Below are 18706 nucleotides of genomic sequence, written 5' to 3' on the forward strand. Positions count from 1 at the left end.
TGAGGAGGGCTTTGAACATGTTAATTGTTAACTTAGATTGGCTTGTGATAAATATTTTTGCATCTCATCTGCGGGTACCATACCGCCACCTGTTGCCCATACCAGATGTGTTGCGTTGGCCAGTTGCTTAGGCGTGAGTGATTTGGATTGCAAATAATCTGTGTTTTGCGTTACATGCACACAGCCAGTCATACCCGCCAAGGCCGAAGGCTCTAATTTAATAGATTCGGTCTGGTTGAGTAAGCCTAACAGGTTATACATTTCGCTATCATCGATAGTGTAATAACCATCAATCAACCGCTCCATCGCGCGCCCCACAAAACCGGATGCGCGGCCAACGGCAAGGCCATCAGCGGCAGTGATATTATCGATACCAATCTCTTGAACTGACACGCCATCATGTAACCCGGTATGTACTCCTAACAACATACAAGGTGAATGGGTTGGTTCTGTAAATAAGCAATGGGCGGCATCCCCAAAGGCGAGTTTTAACCCGAAAGCAACGCCACCGGGGCCACCACCAACACCACAAGGTAAATAGACAAATAGCGGGTGGTCGTTATCCACTGTAATCCCTTGCTCTACAAATTGTTTTTTTAGGCGAAGGCCTGCGACGGCATAGCCAAGAAATAGGGTTGTGGAGTTTTCATCATCAATAAAAAAGCAGTTTGGGTCTTTTTCTGCTTCTTTACGGCCTTGTTCAACGGCGATGCTGTAATCTTGCTCATATTCCACAACATTCACACCATGTGAACACAATTTGTCTTTTTTCCATTGTCTGGCATCTGCGGACATATGCACGCTGACGCTAAAGCCAAGTTTAGCGCTCATAATACCGATGGACATGCCAAGGTTACCGGTTGAGCCCACCGCGATGCGGTATTGGCTAAAGAATTGACGAAATTGTTCTGAGAATAAAATTTCGTAATTATCATCTGTTGATAATAAACCAGCTTCTAAAGCCAATTTTTCTGCATGGGTTAAAACCTCATAGATGCCACCGCGGGCTTTGATTGACCCTGAAATTGGCAGGTGGCTATCTTTTTTCAGTAACATTTTCCCTGTTATTGGCGTTTGATACCGTTTTTCCAGCGCGGCCTGCATGTTGGGAATATCGATAACTTCAGATTCAATAATCCCTTGTGTCGCTTGAGTTTCTGGAAACGCTTTCATCAAATAAGGCGCAAAGCGGTTTAAGCGCGCTTCTGCATCTTGAACATCTTCAATGGTTAGCCCGACATAAGGCAAACCCGCTTGCGTCGTCGTGACCTTTGGGTTGAACCACGCAATTTGCTTTAAATCGATTAAGTCCTGAACTAAAGGGTAGTCAGCAATTAACTTATCAACATTTATCTGAGTCATAATTACTCTCTTTTAAATCACAAATGAAAGTGCAAAAGTCCCGGCCAGCGCGACGAAAGACGCAATCAACGTGGCGACACTATAAAAACGGAATGTTTCGGCTAAAGTCGCATTACAGTACTGTTTGACTAACCAGAACAATGAATCAGTGACGATAGTGCAGCCAATTGCGCCTGAGCCAATGGCTAATGTCATAATTTCTGGGCTAATGTGTGGGTACATTGGCATTAGCGGAGCAACAATCGCCGTTGCGCCCATCATCGCAACGGTGGCAGAACCGACAGCGGCATGAAGAATAATGGCGACTAGCCAAGCCAGTAAAATTGGGTGCATATCAATACCAGATAACACCATCGCTAAGGAATCGCTCAGTCCACTGCCTTTTAAGATACCGTTAAATGCCCCGCCTGCGCCGATAATCAATAAAATATTAGCGATTGAGCTAAAACTCTCTTCGGTTTTGCTGAGTAATACGCTCATACCCATGTTACGTCTTATCCCTAACATGTAATAAGCGACAAAAGCAGCAATAAACATAGCGGTTATTGGGTTACCAATAAACTGTAAGAGGGTAAATAACTGGCTATCTTTGCTCATGTTCAAGTCAGCGGCAGTCTTGATTAACATGAGGGCAATTGGCAATAACACCGTGAACAGTGTCGCACCTAAAGAAGGTAAGTCTTTTTCTTCACGTACCTCAAGATCTGAGAACGCTTCTGGCACAGTTTTAAACGGTAAGCGGTCACCTAAGAATTTGAGGAACAGTGGCCCGCCGACTAATGATGCGACTAGGCCTACGGCTAACCCTGCAACAATCACCGTACCAATATCAGCACCTAATTCATTTGTGACAAATAGAGCAGCAGGGTGTGGCGGTACGATGCAATGGACGGCCATCAGCGCAGTACACAATGGGATCGCTAACTTTAATAATGAAGTATTGGTTCTTTTGGCAATGGAAAATGCGAGTGGGATCAGTAACACCACACCGACCTCAACAAACAGGGTGATACCGCAGATTAACCCAATGAGTACCATGGTGACATCGGGAGTCAACCAACGGCTTTTTTGTAATGTCACCCCAATTAGCTCTGCTGCCCCGGAGATTTCCATCATTTTTCCAAGAATAGTTCCTAGCCCGATAATGGCAGCTAAGAAACCAAGTGTACCCCCAATGCCATTTTCGATAGCGTTGACCATCTCCAATGGATTCATTTGCATGGAGATACCGACAAAGAAGCTGGCGAGTAAAAGTGCTAAAAAGGGATGAAACTTAAATTTAATAATTGAAACGATGATTAGTAAAATACTGATAACTAAAGTACCAATCATCCACATTGTAGAGTCCATATCCTACCTCTGATCATCTTGTTATTGTTTTTCTATTGGATAATAAATATTCAGTGGTGACAAACGATGAAACACGAGCTTTAGATGAATCAAATTAACTCAAAGGTGTGATATTAGTCATATAAAACGGAGAATAGCGTCTTTGGGTCATCTAAATTCATCTTAAAAAGGGTATTGTAGAAATCATTGAGTATCGTTGTTTTTATTGGAGGCGTTGATGTCAGAAAATTTCAATCAATTTGAGCAATCTGGATTTATTCAATGGAATAAACGGCTATCAAGTTATCAGCTATCGCGCCTACATACCTTTGAAGCAGCAGCACGGCATAGCTCTTTTGCATTAGCGGCACAGGAGCTGGCATTAACACCCAGTGCAGTTAGCCACCGAATTAATACGTTAGAAGGGGAGTTAGGTTTTAAATTATTTGAGCGTTTTCATCGGCGTATTGAGCTGACGATTGATGGTGAGCGAATTTATTGGGCACTACGCAAAAATTTGGATGATATTAACCAAGAAATTATTGATATCAAGAACCAAGAAATCTCGGGTGAACTTACGGTGTATTCACGGCCATCCATCGCCCAGTGCTGGTTAATTCCCAAAATTGCGGATTTTGCTAACCAATATCCCTCAATTCAGTTAAATCTATTAACGGGCAACGATGACGTTAACTTCCGTGGCTATGGCATTGATATTGCTATTTATTATGATGATATTACTCGGCCCAATTTATATTGTGAAGATTTAATGTCAGAGTCAATTGTTCCGGTCTGTAGTCCGCAATATGCTAAACAACATGATTTGCTTAATAATATTCATCAATTGAAAAATTGTACTTTGCTACATGATAGACAAGCTTGGAGCAGTAACTCTGATTATGATGAATGGAAGGCGTGGAGTGAACATTACCAATTAACCTTGTTTCCTCATCGCCGAAACCTATGCTTTGATCGCTCTGATTTAGCGATTGTTGCCGCAATGAACCATGCTGGTGTGGCGATGGGACGTAAACAATTGGTTGAAAAACGCTTAAAGCGCCAAGAACTGGTAATGCCATTTGGTGATATTTCGCTGAAGTGTCAACAGCGCCACTATTTTGCGATGCTAAATGATAAACGAAACCCAAAGGCGGATATTTTTATTCAATGGTTAAAACAGCAAGTTAACGCAATACCACAAGTAAAATGATGCTTATTCGAGTAAGATAACCTCTTGGTGATATTTCTAGAGAATGGAAAAACCTGAAGCTATGGCCCCGAAAACGCAAAAAGTTGCCACGATCAAAGATGTCGCTGCCAAAGCTCAGGCAGGGAAAACCAGTATCTCACGTTATTTGAATGGTGAATTTCATTTGCTTTCTGATAATTTACGTCAACGCATTGAAAGCGCCATTCGTGAATTAAACTATCGCCCAAACCAAATGGCGCGCAGCTTGAAACATGGGCGGACAGGCTTGATTGGTTTGATTATTGCCGATATCGGTAACCCATTCTCTGTTGAAGTATTAAAAGGGGTAGAAGCCGAGTCAATCAAACAAGGTTTCATGACCGTGGTTTGCAATGCAGATAACAGCATTGAGCGTGAATGCCAATTTATTCAATTGCTAAAAGGTTACCGCGTTGATGGACTTATCATAAATTCAGCGGGTGTTAACGAACAATTCATTGAAGTGCTGAAAGAAACCACCCTACCTTTCGTCTTGTTAGATAGAAAAATCGACAATTTTCCCAGTGACATGGTGGGGTTAGATAACCCCGCTTCTGCACAAATGGCCTTTAATCATCTGATTGAACAAGGGTTTGAAGCGATTTGCTTCGTGACTGAGCCCATTGTGTATAACAGCGCACGCCAAGAGCGCTTACAGACCTTTCAAGCGTTATCGCGGAGCCATCAACATATCCAAAGCGAATTTCATCAAGTGACCTTGCCTGACCCTGCAAAATTAGAGGCCATTGTTGCCGATTTTTGTACTGCACATCGTGGTATGCGCAAAGTGATTGTTGCCGCTAATGGCGTACTGACTTTGCAGCTGGCGTATGTCATGAATAAACAAGGGCTACGTTGGGGAACGGATATTGGCTTTTTGAGTTTCGATAACCTCGAATGGGCGGCATTGGCTGGGCAAGGGGTAACCTCAGTGTCTCAACCGACAGCGGAAATGGGGCACAAGGCGGTGGAGTGTTTGCTCGAAAAACTGGAAAATCCAGATAAACCCCCGATGCAATACTTATTTAATGGGGAATTGCTGATCCGAAAATCGACGACATTGTAGTCTTTGGGGCTAAGTTATTCGGTTCTTAAAATTTCGTTACTATTTCTCAATTTGGCTTAAGGTTTGTTGCATGTATACTGATATGCAGATTATGTTATAACCATTTTGAGGGCATAGGGAACATATGAGAAAGATAGGGATATTATTGCTAGCTAGCATTGTTCTAGCGGGGTGTAGCACCAGAAGCGGTATCAAAGAATATACCTGCCAAGTTGACCAAAGCTATAATCACATCACATTAGAGCGAAATGGCAAATTTATCTTTCCAACGGGTGCAAGTAAGGTACAAGTCTTTTTCAATAATAATCAGGTTAATATCGTTGATTTTGTTGGCTATGAGTATATGAGTTATCCGTTAGTGAAAAGTACGGAACAGCGACGCGTTGAGAAAATAAAAGATTTTAACATCGTGATAAATAAAGGTGATTATTATTCTGATGTCAATGGCATGTTGGAGATTTACTCACCCAGTCAAAAAACCGTCGGATTATATTATTTAGCACCATCAACCAGTAAACTGAATTCTATCCAATTTTTGACCGAGTGTGAGCGAAGCAATGTTGCTCGCCCGGGACACGCTCATGCGCATTGATGGTTAAAGAGCCAAAGAGCCCTAATAAATTAGGGCATTCCAGCTATTTTGCTATTTCAGGGTTAACACAATTTTGGCTTAGGTCACCCTTTAAGGCGGCTATTAGGTTATCAACAGCGCACTCGACCATGGCGTAACGGGTTTCATGGGTGGCAGAACCGATGTGCGGCAGAGCAACCACATTTGGCAGCGTGAGTAGCTTAGAGTTGCTTGGAAGGGGTTCAACTTCAAACACATCTAAACCCGCCCCGCGAATTGTGCCACTTTCTAATGCATCGATCAGGGCGGCTTCATCGACGATACGGCCTCTTGAACCGTTGATCAAAAATGCACTGGGTTTCATTTTTGCCAACTCATTTTTACCGATCAACTTTTCGGTTGACGCTGATAATGGCAGCACGACACAGACAAAATCCGATTCTGCCAGCAACGTATCGAGGTCACAACGACGTGCCTTAAGTTGGGTTTCTGCATCGGGGTGGATATGGTTATTGTAATAGAGAACTGGCATCCCGAAGCCTAAATAAGCGCGTTTGGCAACGGCATAGCCAATGCGGCCCATGCCTAAAATACCGATAGTTTTCCCATTCACATTACTGCCATATGCATCTTCACCAATACTTTGAGTCCATTGGCCATTTTTGACCATCTCAGCCATTTCGATAATGCGGCGTGCACTGCAAAGCACTAACGTAAAAATGGTATCGGCGGTGGTTTCGGTTAATACATTAGGTGTATGCATTAATGCAATCTTTCTAGCATTCATTGCATCAATATCAAATTGATCGACACCAACGGAAATGGTCGATGCCGCTTTCAAATTCGGAGCGTTGGCAATGTCATCTGCCGTGATAGGATAGCTGGCCCCGATAATGCCGTCAGCGCGGGATAACGCTTGTTTAAAGCTAGCGAGATTTTCAGGTGTAACGCTATCAAATACAGTAACATTAAAGTGTTGCTGTAGCCGTTCAAGTTGATCCGTAGGAATGGATTTATATAAAATAATATTCTGTTTCATAGTATCCCTTTTAAGCATGCTTCGTGATGACAACATCATTGTTTTGTTCTTGGTTTGGTTTGACTATCAAGGTAAAGAAAACCGAGGCTAATAATGCGAGTCCCATAAACATATACGAAGCACTTGGGCTACCTGTTGCTCCATTTAAATAGCCAACAAACCATGAACCAAAGAATGAACCTAATGCGCCCATACTATTGATTAATGCCATTGCACCACCTGCAACGTTCTTTGGCAACATTTCAGGAATGATAGCGAAGAAGGGCCCATATGGGGCGTACATTGCTGCACCCGCAATCACTAATAAGGTATAAGAGAACCAAAAATTCGTGCTACCGAGTAAGTACGAACCGAGGAAGCAAATCGCACCGAGTAAAAGCATTGGCCAAACGAATAGTTTGCGGTTATGCATACGGTCAGATGCCCATGATACGAGGATCATCGCTAAGGTTGCCGCAAGGTAAGGAACGGCAGAAAGCCAGCCTGTTTCTACCATCCCAAGGTTAGATGCTCCACGAATAATAGATGGCAGCCACAGTACGAAGCCATACACACCGATGCTCCAGCAAAAATACTGGGCGCACAGTAAAATCACGTTACGAGACTTAAAGGCTTCACGGTAATTACGAACGGGTTTGATGTTTTTCTGTTCGTCACTGAGAATTTTATCTAATGTCTCTTTTTCAGTCTGGCTTAGCCAATTCACTTGGCTTGGTTTATCACGTGCTGTTCTCCACCAGAAAAAAGCCCACAAAATCGCTGGAACCCCTTCAATGATAAACATTTCACGCCAACCGAACGCTTGAATGAGATAACCGGATAGCACGGACATCCACAACACCGTGACTGGGTTACCTAAAATTAAAAAGGTATTGGCGCGTGAGCGTTCTGATTGAGTGAACCAGTTACTGATATAGATGAGCATCGCTGGCATCACGGCGGCTTCAACGACACCCAAACTAAAGCGAATAATCACTAGCATTGGGATATTACTGACCATTCCCGTTAAGCTGGCAAACATTCCCCAGAGAAAAATACAGGCAAAAATCAGTTTGCGGACACTGCGCTTTTCCGCGTAGATAGCGCCTGGTATTTGGAAAAAGAAATAGCCAAGGAAAAATAATGAGCCGAGTAGTGACGACATCCCTTTGGTAATGCCTAAGTCAGCGTTGATACCTGCAGCGGCGGCAAAGCTGTAGTTTGCTCTATCCAAATAAGCAAGGCTATAGGTGATAAACACGATTGGCATGATGCGCCACCAACGTGACGCTGCTGGAGTATTCATTGTCATAATCGATTTCCTTTTAACATGCAGCTTTAGTGGTGGTGGCGGAGAGTAATGCCATTTCATGCTGCAATTGCGCTTGAGTTGGTAAGCCTTCACTATCACCTATAACTTGAATGGCTCTAGCTCCAACAAAATTACCTCTTGCAACAGCTTGCGGTAGTGTTAAGCCTTCAAGTAAGGCGCTAATGACGCCAACGGCAAAACCATCGCCGGCACCGACGGTATCAATGACTTGTTTAATATGCACGGCAGGAACCATACCTTGTTGGTTACCCGCAGTTTTATAATATGCGCCGTGTTCTCCGGTTTTAATCACAACGGCTTCAACACCTTGAGCGAGGTAAAAGTCAGCAATAGACTCGGGTTGGTCGAAGCCCGTCAGAATTTTGCCTTCTTTTAAGCCTGGTAAGACCCAATTAGCTTGGAACGCGAGTTGGTTGAGCTGTTCTACCATCGCTGTTTCACTCTTCCATAGAGAAGGGCGCAAGTTGGGGTCAAATGACAGTGTTTTACCTGCATTTCGCATCCATTTCGCGGCATGCAGTGACAGTTGGTAGCTGGTGGGTGAAAGTGCTGCTGCCACGCCACTTAAATGTAAATGGCGTGCGGATAGAAAATAATCTTCATTAAAGTCTGTTAAATCTAAGTGACTTGCCGCAGAACCTTGACGAAAATACTCTACGATGGGATCGGTTCCATTTTCGGCTTTAGATTTGAGTTGAAAGCCAGTTGGGTAACGAGAATCTACCGTAACACATTGAGTATCTATATATTCATTATCCAATGTGGCTTGGATAAAACGCCCAAAAGAGTCATTACCTAAGCGGCTAATCCATCCCGTTTTTAACCCAAGGCGTGAAAGGCCAACAGCAACGTTGAGTTCAGCCCCTGCGGCACGGCGAACAAAGTTTTCGACCTCATGTAATTTCCCTGTTTGTGTGGCGACGAACATCATCATGGCCTCACCAAGAGTTACGACATCTAATTGGTTTTTCATAAAATTAATTCTCCCTCTAACCTAGAAAGTCTTTAACAGAGAAACATAGTATTCAGTGACTGCACGTAAATCATCGCCTTCGAGTGGAAACTCGATACCACAAGGAACGTCATTCGGTAGGGCGGTTAGCACTTCTTTCCAAGTGCCATCGCTGTCATCAAGTGCTACAGCAACACGTTTGTTGTCACGCAATTGGCAGGCTTTAACGTGAATGTAAGCGACTTGGGGAGCAAAAATATGTGCGGCTTTTAACGGATCTTCCCGATGCCAATGCCAGTTCGCCATATCAAACGCCATTTTTATGGGCATATTCTGGGTTTTGACATCAGCAAAAAAGCGTTCAAGAGGCGCAATATGACCACCGGCTTCTGTTTGGTCGTTCTCAATCACTAATTGGGTGGTGTATTGATTGATGACACCAATAACTTCGGATAAGTCATAGCACTCAGGTAGCTCACCAAGTGATAGTTTTAAAAAGCGTGCATTGAGTTGTTTGGCATCTTCGAAATAGCCTTGTAATTTGGTGATTGCGATAGGAGCTCGTTGTTGAAATAGGGTATCAGGAATAGAATAGACAGCTTTTAGTTGCCTTGCTTGTAGCTTATCAGCAATATCCGTCAGGCTATCATTCGGCAGCAAAAGCTCTTGGCGGATCTCCACTCCATCTGCATGGCTGTTTTGAATCACTTCGAATAAGGCTTGTTGGCCGCCTAATTGTTTTACGGTTTGCGCCCCATAGGCCGCAGTGACAACAATAATGTGTTTGCTCATGACTTTCCTCTGTCTGATTAAAGGGCATTTTGCCCATTTGTCATTGCGAATAATGTATTATGGAACCGGTTCCATAATGCTTTCTAGTGAGGAAAGAGCAAAATTAGAGCTGTATCACTAATCAAATGGCGATTAATGTTTAATTGCAGATCTTTATCACAACTCTAGATGTAATGGGTGTAACGCTTATTATTCATTCTGATAAATGAATTTATGGTATATAACTAGTTGATTACTAATTTTTTATCTTTCTTGATATACAGCTAACATGAAAATATGCCTAGTAAATGCGTGATTCTTCATAATTAATTATTGTTAGCTGTATCTCAATTTCGTCTTCTTCGTCTTTTAATGAAATAATATTTCAATATATTAATTAAGGTGTGAAATTTTAGTGCAATGCTACATTATTTCACAAACTCTACCCTGGCTACACCACAGCAACTCATAAATATAATAAGTTACGAAGATGAGGTTCTGAGTATGAAAGTAATGAAATTAACCGCACTTTATAGTGCGCTTCTGTTAGCTAGCGTTTCATGGGCTCAAGCAAATACCAATGAAAGTGCCGGCGTCTATAAAAAAGCCTGTACACCTGAGTTAATTCAAGCAGCAAAAAGCAATGCAGATATTTGCTATGGCGTGAATACGGCTAGTGATATTCAAATTACTAAAAAAAACGATGATAAATATAAGATAAAAGTTGTCATTATTGGTGAAAGTACCAATAAGAATTATATGAATACTTATGGCTACCCATTAGAAAATACACCGTTTCTTTCATCGGTAAATGGGCGTTTTTTCAATAATTTTATTAGTGCGGCATCCAATACGGTACCGACCTTAACGCGAGCTTTAGCGAAAAATGATTTAAAGACGATCACACAGCACCATGAAAAGCCGTATTACAATAATAATTCAGTTGTTGATTTAGCCAACAAAGCGGGTTATGAAACCTATTATATCGGTAATAATGGCAGTTTTGGTGATGATGAAATTGGCTTTACAAATTATTTTCTAAAGGCAAATTATTTTTTACCGGTTAGAGACAGCAAGCCTGGTTTTGAAAACCTTTTCGTGCAAGAAAAGTTTGTCGTTGATGACAGTGTGAATAAACTCACCAATGATTTTAAAATGTTACCTGCCTTTAAAGCTGCGTTAAATAACCCGTCAGAGAAAGAAAAAGTCATTTTTGTTCATATGTGGGGGCCTCACCATGATGGTTGGCCGAAAGGAGCTTGCGAACTCGTTAAAAATAATTACAACATTAACCCTGAGCAATTTGATACTGGCTGGGGAAGTATAGCGAACTGTTATGTTTCAGCGATTAAACTGAGTGATGATTTTATTGGCGATATTTATAGTATCTTGCAAGAAAATAATAAAAATGGGGATTACCCGTTCTCCATTTTATATTTTTCTGACCATGGGCAAGGGCTAGTCAAAGCCAATAAGCAGCACGTAAAAGCTCTGGAAGCAGAGTATAAAGGGTATATCAAAGACGGAAATCTATACTTACGCCATGGTCAACTCGTGAAAGGGGCATATCAAGTCCCATTAGTGGTCATCAATTCGGATGATACTAAACGTGAATTTCGCGATGAAATGTTAAGTGAGTGGAATTTATTTGATTATTTCGCGTCGTGGTTAGGAGTAGAAACTAACCTAACATCCCCAGCGAAAAGTATCGTGGCGGAGACTATCACACCTGAAAAAGATATCGATGTCTTTGTTTTCCCACGGGACGAGTTTGTGAAGTACGATAGCTTGCCGCAGGATACCGTATTATCACCAGCCACAGTTAATACCAAAGTTGTCGCTGACAATTAATATGTCAAAAAATAAGGCAGAACCGAGCTATCAGTTCTGCCTTTATTTTTATTCAACAAGTTATTGACTCAATGCATCTGCAACAGCTTTAAAGCGGGCAAATTTATCACGTAACTGTTGATACCCAACGGTGTTTGGTTGGTAAGTCGTGATTTTGGGTGTGCTTGCCGCAATAGCGACATCAAAACCTGAATAGTAACCTGTTCCGACTGCGGCACAAAGTGCAGCGGCTTGGCAACCTGATTGCTGTACATTGACGACATCTAACGGCAAGTTACTGGCATCACAGAACATTTGCATCCACAGTGGTGACTGTGTTGGGCCACCCGTGAAACGAATAGATTCTGTTGTATTATCAAGGCCAACAATACGGTCTTGATGTAGCAAATGTGAAAACACAATTCCTTGATAGATAGCATAAACAATATCAGCATCCGTATGGTGTGAGCTCAAACCGAGTAGACCACCATGCAAATTACTGTGGTAGTTAGAACCGTACAGCCAAGGAAAAAACAGAATATCATTTGGCCGTGTTGCCCCTTCAGCCACACAGTGATTCAGTACGTTATAATCTTGCAAACGTTGATTGAAGAAGTGACGAGTGAACCACGCGAGGTTACTGGCGGAAGTCGGGCTGCCTTCGTGGACAAAATAGGTACCTGGAATACAGTATTTACTCCATACGTATGGGTAATCTGAAGGCACGATTTCATCGAAGACGCGTGTTGAAATGGTCCAAGTTCCGGCTACGGCGCTGAGTTTATCTTTTTGACTCACCCCTGACGCCAACGCTGCACCCACGACATCAAAGAAGCCACCAAATACAGGGGTTCCTTCTACAAGTCCAGACTCAGCAGCGGCTTTGTGGGTTACGGTACCCGCTAATTGGGCCGAGTTAATCACGGGAGCTAGTTTGTCATTTGCTTCATCAATACCAAACAGTTGGCATAGTTTAGGATCATAACTCGACTGGATTTGGTTAAATAATTGGCTACCCGAAATATTGGTTTCTTCGCAGGCAATTTGGTCGGTTAAGCGATAGCGAATATAGTCATGAACCATCAAAACATGCTGAGTATCGCGATAATTATCAGGCTCGTGTTGTTTTAGCCAACGCAGTAGTGCCACGGGATGAGAAGCCCATAATTGCTGCAAACTCAATGGGTAAGCTTTATCCGCAGTACCGTTTTGGTGCCATTCATCAACAATAGATTGAGCTCGTGAATCAGATGACACAATCCCATTCCTAACCGGTTTTCCTTGGCTATTGAGTAAATACAGCCCTTTGCCGTGAGAAGAAAAGCTGACACCGGAAATTTGGGCGGCGTTGAGCTGGCTATTTTGAATCGCTTGGCGAATCACGCTGCAAGCCGCTTCCCACAGCATCTCCATATTACGTTCACTAAAACCTGCTTGTGGACTCTCAGTGGGAAAAGAATGTTCAGCAACGGTAATTTCTTGGCCTTCTGCGGTGTAGATACCCGCTTTAATGACGGTACCACCAAGGTCAACACCCATAAAAAATGCATTCATTATCGGCTCCTTTAGGCGTTGTGCCAGCCTGCTTGTTGCATTTTGTCTTCCATCCAATGACGAGCTTTGATAATTTCAATCAGTGGCTCATCGGCTTTTTCTGTCCACATTTCAATCAGGAAGGAGCCACGGTAATTTAAACGTTTTAATAATTTGAATAAATTAACAAAATCCACGCAGCCTTCACCGAAAGGCACATCACGGAATTGGCCTTTACAGGTTTCAGTCACCGCATACGTATCTTTTAAGTGAATTGCTGCGACGTGTTCAATTCCTTGGGTGAATTCTTTTTCGACATCATTGCCCCATGCCGTTAAGTTGCCGACATCAGGATACACCTTGAACCAAGGCGAGCGAATTTTATCGGAAAGCGTTTGCCATTTGCTAATGGAATTCATAAATGGCGTATCCATGATTTCTACCGCACACATCACTTGAGAAGCGGCCGCAATTTCACTGACCCATTGCATGCCTTTTTCGAAATTGGCAATCGTTTCGGCATCTTGCTCTTCATAGTAAACGTCATAACCCGCGAGCTGAATAGTGCGAATGCCTAAGTCTTGAGCGAGCTTAATGGCTTTTTCCATTAAGGTATAGGCCATCATGCGAGTGCCTTCATCATGGCTACCGAAAGGAAAACGGCGATGGCCCGATAAACACATACTTGGAATGCGAATACCTGTTTCTTGAATGGCTCTAACCACTTCCAGACGTTCAGCGGTGCTCCAGTCTAACCGAGCTAGACGTTCGTCAGTTTCATCTACTGACATCTCCACAAAATCATAACCTGCAGATTTTGCGATAACTAATTTTTCTAACCAACTGCTGTTTTTCGGTAATGCTTTTTCATAAATACCAATTGGATGCTTGCGCATGGTTTTCCCCTTGAAAAATTAACTTTGTGTCGATGCTTTATTAAGGCGTTGGTTGCGGTTCATCGCACGTTTAGCACTCCATTTTTCTTTGAAGAACTTGAATGCTAGTGCCAAGATGAGCGTGATCCCCCAAACTGCGAGGTTAAAGTGCAGGCTTACACCAAGCAGGCTTAAACCTGTCGCAATGACCTGTAAAACCAATAAGGCACAGAACACTCGGCTAACCTTACCAACCCCCCCAAATGGGTTAGTTCCACCTAATACGATGGCAAGAATGGTGAGCAGTAAATAGGAGTCCCCGTAGCCCATACGTGCAGAGTTAAAGCGAGCCATCATGATGAGCCCAGCTAATACACATAACAGGCTAGAAATGGTGTATATCGCAATCATGACACGGTCGGTACGAATACCGCTGAACCACGTTGCATTGATGTTACTGCCACTCATATAGATATTTTTACCTAAACGCGTACAGCCTAGAAACAGTGCTAAGAGAATTGCGGTAACAATGAAAATAATCATCGCAATTGGTACCCCAAGCACCGTATCGGAACCAATGGCACGAACAATGGGCGGCATGCCACTCAGCGCTGCTCCTTTGGTTAGGTAAACGCCAATACCACTAATAATCGTCATAGTACCGAGAGTGACTAGAATAGGGTGTGCCCCGATATGGGAAATCATCAGCCCTGTTAAGCTACCGATAATGACCGCAATTACAGTTGCGCCGATCAATGTGAAGACCAGCCACATCAGCTGTGTGCCCGTCCCTGCATCCACTGGCAGGTAATTGATAAACACCCAAGCCATAAACAGGCCAGTTAAGTTAGCGGTACTAATAATGGCGAGGTTTAAGCCGCCACTTAACATAGGTACAAACATGGCAAAGGTGAGTAAGCCCAATTCAGGTAACTGAAAAGTGATACTCAAAAAGGTATTTTGAGTAAAAAAGTGCCCTGGCATGGCAATACTAAACGCGGCGATAGCCAGAACAAAGATTGAAAGCAGTCCGATAACAGAGCCATCAATTTTAAAAAAAGCATTTTTTTTCATGGTGATATTCCTGTTAAACAAAACCTACGTCCGTCTCTTTACGTTTTTTATAGTGGGTAATACAAATCGCAATGAGAATAACCAGCCCGATGACGATATTGACGAAGTAGTTTGAAACACCAATCAGGTTAAGGCCGTTTTTCAAGATACCAATCAGGAAAACCCCCATTAATGTACCTATCACCGAGCCTCTGCCACCGGATAAACTGGCTCCACCCAATACAGCCGCGGCAAGCACATCTAGCTCTCCGCCCACAAGGGCACTCGGTACCACTTCACTCATTCGGTAGGTTTGCAACATACCGCCAATCGCTGCCATCGCGCCAAGGTAGCCGTAAGCAAACAGGTAAATCACTGAAACACGGATACCAATACGAGACGCAGATTCTTGGCTGCCACCGACGGCATATAGCTGACGGCCGATGTGCGTTTTATTCATTAAAATCCACGTTAAGAAGGCAATGCCAAGCATCACAATTAACGGCAAGCCAACTTGGTAATATTCACCATCCACTTCAAAAGGCAGGATAGTCACAGGGTCAACCCACCAATCTGGCAAGTCATAAATACTGTGACCGTTGGTTAACCACATCAGCATTCCAAACAGCAGTGATTGCATACTGATGGTGATGATAATTGACACAACATTCAGCGAGTAAATTAAAATGGCATTGATTAAGCCAAAAGCGATACCGATGATAATCGCCAATGTGATACTAACGGCAGGGCTTGCAATAAAACCTTGCAATAACCAAGTCGCAATCACGTATTGCACTACGGAAGCCACAGCGGCAAACGAAATATCAATACCCCCAGTGACGAGAACCACAAATAATCCTAAGGCGAAAATACCCGTAACGGCGTAGCTTTCACTGAGGTCGAGTAAATTTTGAATAGTCAGAAATTGTGGGCTCATCAATGTGAAGAACACCACCATGATAAGAATGACCCAAGTCAGCCAGCCTTCGACAGATTGTGGTCGTAACTTTTGCCAATTAGCCATTGATGATTTCCTCCAATTGTTGCTCATTGATGGAATCTGTCACAATTTCTTTGACGATAGCGCCTTGTTTCATATGTAAAATTCTGTCGCAATTGTAATAAGCTTCGGAGGCTTCATCGGTAATTAATAAAATGGAGATACCAACACCTGATAAACGGTGAATCAGCTTGTAAATACTGTCTTTTGCACCGATATCAACACCAACGGTTGGCGAATCTAAAATCAGTACTTTAGGGCGAGTTAAAATCCATTTGGCAAGTACCACTTTTTGCTGGTTACCGCCTGAAAGTGTTGAAAGGGCGTTATTTGGGTCGGTGACTTTAATATCTAAGTCGGCTATCCACTCTTGTACGATTTCTTGGCACTGTTTTTCATCGATTAAATGCCAAGGTGTTTTGAGTCGATCAAGAATCGAAATCACCATATTGTCTGCGATGGATTGTTGTAAAATGGCACCTAAAGTCAGGCGGTCTTCAGAGACATAACCAATGCCACGCTTAATGGCGTCGGTGTTGTTTTTTAACTTAACAGGCTTGTCTTCGATAAATAATTCGCCGCTATCTGGATGGGTAATACCAAATAACGATAATGCTAATTCGGTACGGCCTGAACCTAACAAACCACATAAACCTAACACTTCACCGCGTTTTAAATTTAAGTTGATATCATGATATTGCCCAGCTCGACTGAGGTTTTTTAGCTCAAGTACTGTGCGTCGGTCTTCCGCATTATTGGGTGGCTTGCGTTCATGGACAATGTCTAAGCCAGTCATTAACTCAGTAATTTTGCGGGTAGTTAAGCCTTCAGCAGGCCAAGTCCCAATTTTTTGGCCATCGCGGATCACCGTGATGCGGTCAGAAATCTCTTTCACTTCTTCTAGTCGGTGACTTACGAAAACAACAGTAATACCCTTATCTTTTAGGTAATTAACTGTTGATAGTAGTTGGTTGACTTCTGTTCGGGTCAATGAAGCTGTTGGTTCATCCATAATGACCAGGCGTGCGTCGGCGACTAGGGCGCGGCAGATAGCAACTTGTTGGCGTTGAGCAATGGGTAAAAATTGCACAGGCGTGTCGGGGTCAATGGTGAAAGCCAGTTCATTGAGGATTTCTAGCGCTTTTTCGCGCAGTTGTTTTTTGCGAAACCAGCCAAAATAGCCTTTGAGGTTTAGCTCAAAGGCGATATTTTCGGCAACGGTTAAATTTGGAAATAATGACAAATCTTGGTAGATAACTTGCACGCCTAATTCACGCGCTTTATCTGGCGTCAACCGGTGATAACTTTTTCCATCAATTTCAATTTTGCTACCGTCATCAGGGGCATAGACACCACTGATGGTTTTAATTAATGTGCTTTTCCCACACCCATTGGTGCCCGCTAAACAGTGCACTTCACCTTTGTTGAGCGTCAAATCGATATTGCGTAATGCACGGTGACCACCGAAGCTTTTGGAAAGGTCGCGCAAGGTAATGAGTGGATCGGATTTGTCAGCTTTTGAGGTGCTTGTCATAAGTACAATTCCTACTGCAAATAAATTGGTGTTGGCTTGTTCGTGATGAGTTCGAGCCGCTGCGTTAGTGCAGGCGACTCGAACTCAAAGAACATTAAAATTAATATCTTGATAAATATTGTATTTTTGTTTTGAACATTATTTTGACAAGGTGAAATTACAGACCGACTTCGACCAATTTTTTCGTATTTTCAATATTCAAATTAACGGGGTTGTCACTCAAAATCGTGTTGCCACTGACTTTGATTTCACCCATATCACCAATAGACACGCCATCTTTAATTTCTTCACCATTCATCATGGCAGTCGCAACCTGTACAAATACTTGTCCTGCGACTTTTGGATTAGAAATATAGCCGCCATCAATTGCGCCTTTTTCCAGTAATTTGATGCCTTGGCCAGGTGTGAATGTCCCGAATACACAGGTTTCATCATTTTTACGGCGTTTATCAATGGCTCGGCCTGCACCGATAGGGCCTTGTGAACCAAATGACATGATGCCTTTTAAGTCTTTGTGCTTAGATAACAAATCATTAGCTGTACGCATTGAGTCATCAACGGATTCGGCAACACCAAAGCGGTCATCGACCATTTGCATTTTCGGGTAGTTCGCTTTCTGGTAAGCAATTGCAGCGTCGGCCCATTCGTTCACTAATGGTACTGTCAGGCTTCCCACAAACATGGCATATTTGCCTTCTTCGCCCATGCATGCCGCCATATCTCTCATATGGTTAGCGCCCATACTTTGGGTATCAAGTAATTCAAAGTCCCAATCTGCATTTTTTTGGTTTGGTGATTCGTGGGTAATGACTTTAATTCCAGCGTCTTGAGCACGTTTTAATACAGGCTCAAGCACTTTAGCGTCGTTAGGGACAACGCCAATGACATCCACTTTCTTCGCGATTAAATCTTCGATAGCACGAACTTGTTCCGCTGGGTCAGCCGTTGTTGGACCGACTTGGAAGGCATTTACACCGAGTTTTTTGCCTTCTTCAGTAATACCTTGTTCCATCACATTAAACCAAGGAATACCACCGACTTTAACGACGACACCCATGGTAAAGGGCTTTTGTGCTTTTTGTGATTCAGCCATCGCGACATTTGAAAATAGTGCAACGCTCATTAAACAAGGTAAAACTAGCTTCTTCATGTTCATAGTTGTATTCCTTAGTGTAGATGGATACTAAATCAAGAAATTCCATTATTTAGAAATAATGAACTTCTTATATTTAGATATGCCTATAATTAAGT

The 18706-nt window shown here is 42.8% G+C and carries 16 protein-coding genes; 4 read left to right on the forward strand and 12 right to left on the reverse strand.

Features of this window, described 5'->3' with window-relative positions:
- Positions 1 to 27: 27 nt before the first annotated feature.
- Together dsdA and dsdX are read right to left on the reverse strand one after the other, a co-directional pair.
- Complete coding sequence (gene dsdA, locus P3L40_RS19950) at positions 28 to 1362, reverse strand: D-serine ammonia-lyase (protein WP_210853065.1); 1335 nt, start codon at positions 1360 to 1362, stop codon at positions 28 to 30.
- Positions 1363 to 1374: 12 nt separating this feature from the next.
- The gene (dsdX, locus tag P3L40_RS19955; protein ID WP_272693280.1) at positions 1375 to 2712 is read right to left on the reverse strand and encodes a D-serine transporter DsdX; all 1338 of its coding nucleotides are present in this window, start codon (positions 2710 to 2712) and stop codon (positions 1375 to 1377) included.
- A 217-nt stretch (positions 2713 to 2929) separates the two neighbouring features.
- Between dsdX and dsdC the strand changes: the two genes are divergently transcribed.
- The 3 genes from dsdC (at position 2930) to P3L40_RS19970 (ending at position 5577) form a co-directional block, all read left to right on the forward strand.
- Positions 2930 to 3901: a DNA-binding transcriptional regulator DsdC gene (gene dsdC / locus P3L40_RS19960; RefSeq protein ID WP_004259232.1), complete on the forward strand. Its 972-nt coding sequence runs from the start codon at positions 2930 to 2932 to the stop codon at positions 3899 to 3901.
- A gap of 43 nt (positions 3902 to 3944) precedes the next feature.
- Positions 3945 to 4985 (forward strand): LacI family DNA-binding transcriptional regulator, encoded by a 1041-nt coding sequence (locus P3L40_RS19965; protein ID WP_136134287.1) that lies wholly within the window; start codon positions 3945 to 3947, stop codon positions 4983 to 4985.
- A gap of 124 nt (positions 4986 to 5109) precedes the next feature.
- Positions 5110 to 5577, forward strand: a complete 468-nt coding sequence (locus P3L40_RS19970; protein WP_096864471.1) for a hypothetical protein — start codon at positions 5110 to 5112, stop codon at positions 5575 to 5577.
- 43 nt (positions 5578 to 5620) lie between these two features.
- Here the strand turns inward: P3L40_RS19970 and P3L40_RS19975 are convergent, their stop codons facing one another.
- From P3L40_RS19975 to P3L40_RS19990, 4 genes are read right to left on the reverse strand one after another with little or no spacing between them, the layout of a single operon-like run.
- Positions 5621 to 6595: an NAD(P)-dependent oxidoreductase gene (locus P3L40_RS19975; RefSeq protein WP_096864472.1), complete on the reverse strand. Its 975-nt coding sequence runs from the start codon at positions 6593 to 6595 to the stop codon at positions 5621 to 5623.
- Positions 6596 to 6605: 10 nt separating this feature from the next.
- Positions 6606 to 7886 carry an MFS transporter gene (locus P3L40_RS19980; protein WP_004259221.1) on the reverse strand — a complete coding sequence of 427 codons (1281 nt, stop codon included), beginning with the start codon at positions 7884 to 7886 and terminating at the stop codon, positions 6606 to 6608.
- A 13-nt stretch (positions 7887 to 7899) separates the two neighbouring features.
- Positions 7900 to 8880, reverse strand: coding sequence for a sugar kinase (locus P3L40_RS19985; RefSeq protein WP_094961587.1), 981 nt, complete (start codon positions 8878 to 8880; stop codon positions 7900 to 7902).
- A gap of 21 nt (positions 8881 to 8901) precedes the next feature.
- Positions 8902 to 9651: a sugar phosphate isomerase/epimerase family protein gene (locus P3L40_RS19990; protein WP_094961586.1), complete on the reverse strand. Its 750-nt coding sequence runs from the start codon at positions 9649 to 9651 to the stop codon at positions 8902 to 8904.
- A gap of 483 nt (positions 9652 to 10134) precedes the next feature.
- Here P3L40_RS19990 and P3L40_RS19995 point away from each other — a divergent pair, with 483 nt between their 5' ends.
- Positions 10135 to 11481: a phosphoethanolamine transferase gene (locus P3L40_RS19995; RefSeq protein ID WP_161595390.1), complete on the forward strand. Its 1347-nt coding sequence runs from the start codon at positions 10135 to 10137 to the stop codon at positions 11479 to 11481.
- Positions 11482 to 11541: 60 nt separating this feature from the next.
- Here P3L40_RS19995 and P3L40_RS20000 read toward each other — a convergent pair whose 3' ends face one another.
- The 6 genes from P3L40_RS20000 to P3L40_RS20025 form a co-directional block, all read right to left on the reverse strand.
- A complete protein-coding gene (locus P3L40_RS20000; RefSeq protein WP_210853067.1) occupies positions 11542 to 13014 on the reverse strand; it encodes an FGGY-family carbohydrate kinase in 1473 nt (490 codons plus the stop codon).
- Between the two features lie 11 nt (positions 13015 to 13025).
- Positions 13026 to 13889 (reverse strand): L-ribulose-5-phosphate 3-epimerase, encoded by an 864-nt coding sequence (locus tag P3L40_RS20005; RefSeq protein ID WP_096864476.1) that lies wholly within the window; start codon positions 13887 to 13889, stop codon positions 13026 to 13028.
- 18 nt (positions 13890 to 13907) lie between these two features.
- Positions 13908 to 14942, reverse strand: coding sequence for an ABC transporter permease (locus P3L40_RS20010; RefSeq protein WP_210853070.1), 1035 nt, complete (start codon positions 14940 to 14942; stop codon positions 13908 to 13910).
- Between the two features lie 13 nt (positions 14943 to 14955).
- A complete protein-coding gene (locus tag P3L40_RS20015; RefSeq protein ID WP_004259203.1) occupies positions 14956 to 15945 on the reverse strand; it encodes an ABC transporter permease in 990 nt (329 codons plus the stop codon).
- On the reverse strand, positions 15938 to 17455 hold the full coding sequence (locus P3L40_RS20020; RefSeq protein WP_210853072.1) for a sugar ABC transporter ATP-binding protein: 1518 nt from the start codon (positions 17453 to 17455) through the stop codon (positions 15938 to 15940). The genes P3L40_RS20015 and P3L40_RS20020 overlap by 8 nt, the downstream gene beginning before the upstream one ends.
- A 157-nt stretch (positions 17456 to 17612) precedes the next feature.
- Complete coding sequence (locus tag P3L40_RS20025; RefSeq protein ID WP_036958239.1) at positions 17613 to 18605, reverse strand: substrate-binding domain-containing protein; 993 nt, start codon at positions 18603 to 18605, stop codon at positions 17613 to 17615.
- Positions 18606 to 18706 lie beyond the last annotated feature (101 nt).

The sequence above is a fragment of the Providencia sp. PROV040 genome, assembly GCF_032706145.1.
GTDB classification, from domain to species: Bacteria; Pseudomonadota; Gammaproteobacteria; order Enterobacterales; family Enterobacteriaceae; genus Providencia; species Providencia hangzhouensis.